This is a genomic window from Mycobacterium sp. (assembly GCF_032162605.1).
Taxonomy (GTDB): domain Bacteria; phylum Actinomycetota; class Actinomycetes; order Mycobacteriales; family Mycobacteriaceae; genus Mycobacterium.
In genome coordinates this window covers 1-2,562 of the sequence record NZ_JAVROT010000404.1, presented here as the reverse complement: position 1 = coordinate 2,562, position 2,562 = coordinate 1, and the positions used below count along the sequence as shown (strand labels likewise).

Genomic DNA, 2,562 nt, shown 5'->3' with positions numbered 1-2,562 from the left:
TTCTGGCGGGATGTCGACCACGAAGGCGTCGGCGGGCAGAGCGCCGGCCGACGCGCGTTTGCGCCCACCCGCAAACGCAGATAGGACGAACAGCGCCCGTTCTCCCGCAGGGGCAGTGGCCACAGGCGCTCGTCTCGAACGAGACGACAATCGCGACTCGCGGATGTTCGACTCGACGACCACGGGTATCCGCTGACCGGCCGGATCCGCCGATGTTCGAGGTGGGAGTGCCTTTCTTGTGACATCCTGTGCGCGTGGCCGCGACAGCCGCACCGTCCGGTGTGGTGACGTTTCTGTTCACCGATGTCGAGGGGTCGACCCGTCGGTGGGAGGCCGACGCGGACGGGATGCGGAACGCCCTCGCCGCCCACGACGCGGTGTTGCGCTCCGCGATTGAGACGCACGGCGGCTTCATGTTCAAGCACACCGGTGACGGTGTGTGCGCCGCCTTCGGCTCGCCCAGGTCGGCGGTGGATGCGGCGGTGGCCGCGCAACGAGGGCTCGAGTTGCCGGTGCGGATGGGGTTGGCGACCGGCGAGGCCGAACTGCGGGATGGTGACTACTTCGGTGCGGTGCTCAATCGGGCCGCGAGAGTGATGGCCGCCGGACATGGCGGTCAGATCCTACTGGCCGATTCGACGGCGAAGCTGCTGAGTGGAGTCGAGCTGTCGGATCTGGGGCCGCGGCGGTTGCGCGATGTACCGATGCCGGTTGGTCTATTTCAGGTCCGAGCAGCGGGACTCCGTACGGAGTTTCCGCCGCTGCGGGCGCTGGACACGAGCCCTGGCAACCTACGGCGTGCGGCGACCAGTTTCGTGGGGCGCGAATCTGAGGTCGCCGAGGTGCAAGCCGCGTTGAGGGCCAATCGGCTCATGACGTTGACCGGGGCTGGTGGGGTTGGCAAGACTCGCCTGGCCTCGGAAGTCGCCTCGCACTTAGTCGATGAATTCCCGGACGGGGTCTGGTTTTTCGAACTGGCCGCGGTGGCTGACCCGGCTGCGGTGCCCGACGCCGTGGCCGCGGTGCTGGGCATCACCCACCAGCCGGGCAAGAGCATCAGCGAGTCGGTGGCTGCCGCGCTGGAGGGCAGAGTCCGGCTTCTGGTGATCGACAACTGCGAGCACGTACTCAGCTCCGCCGCCGATCTCATCGAGGCGATCCTCGCGCAGTCGGAGACCGTGCGGATCCTGGTCACCAGCCGCGAAGGATTGGGTGTGGCCGAGGAGCAGCTATGGCCCGTGCCCTCATTGGATGTTGGCGCGGGAATCGGCTCGCCGGCGGCGACGCTGTTTTTCGAACGTGCCCGCGCTGTTGCGCCTCACTTCTCGATGCCCGACGAAGCCGCGGCGGTGGTGGAGATCTGCGGCCGCCTCGACGGGATCCCGCTGGCAATCGAGTTGGCGGCCTCCCGGATGGCGTCGATGACCGCAAGCGAGGTGCGGGATCGTCTCGATCAGCGGTTCCAGCTGTTGGTCGGGTCACGACGCGGACTGGAACGCCATCAGACACTGCGTCAGACGGTGGCGTGGTCTTATGACCTGCTCGACGATGTCGAAAAGTCTTTGTTGGCAAGGTGTTCAGTATTCGCCGGCGGGTTCGACCTCGAAAGTGCCTGCGCGGTAGTGGGGTCCAACGCGTCCGACGACTACGCCGTACTCAATCTGTTGGATGCTCTGGTGCGCAAGTCGCTGCTCGTCGCTGACCGGTCGTCGGGGCGGACTCGGTTCTCGATGCTGGAGACCATTCGCCAGTTCGCCGAGGTGCAACTCGTGACGAGCGGCGCGGCGGACGACGTTCGTAGCGCGCATGCCCACCACTTCGCTGCAAGAGAGGACGACGTCCTGGCTCTGTGGGACACCCCCCGGCAGCGGGAGGCGTACGACTGGTTCACGACCGAGCTCGCGAATCTGCGCACCGCGTTCCGTTGGGCGGCCGATCATCGCAACCTCGACGATGCCGCCGTCATCGCCACCTACGCGGCATTCCTCGGCTTCTGCGTCGAAAACTACGAGCCCGTCGCCTGGGCCGAAGAGTTGATCGAGCCCGCCCGCGCTGCCGATCACCGACGGCTCGTCTTTCTTTACACGATGGCAACGCAGTGCTGGTTCGTGGGACGTATCGAGCAGGCCATCGGGTACACCGACGCCGCCCAGGCGGCGGTGCGCACCGGCCGCGGTGAGCTTCCGATCGGCTTTGAAGGCTTGCTCGCCTTTGCGTATGTAGCCACCGGTCAGGCTGATCGATCAGTCGAGTGGTGCCGTACCCTGCTCGCACGCACGCGCGATGCACACGTAAACATCACGTCATACCTAGTCTTGACACTGACGATCGCGGGTCGCGACGACGACGCAATGGCCGCAGTGGACGGCCTACCCGACATCGCCGAAGCCACCCGCAATCCGCACGCACTCTCCTTGGCGCTGATGGCCTACGGCTTCGCTTGGCGCAACGCGGATCCCGACCGCGCCATGGAGGCGATGCACCGCGGCCTTGCGATTGCCCACGACAGCGGCAACCGCTTCAATGAAACCCACCTGATGGCCAACCTGGCCCAGCTCGAAG

1 protein-coding gene is annotated in these 2,562 nt (G+C 66.2%); it reads left to right on the top strand.

Features of this window, described 5'->3' with window-relative positions; all coding sequences use genetic code 11:
- Positions 1-248: 248 nt before the first annotated feature.
- Positions 249-2,562 (top strand): ATP-binding protein (locus tag QOI01_RS22925; RefSeq protein ID WP_526385017.1); only part of this gene is annotated, 2,314 nt, incomplete at its 3' end.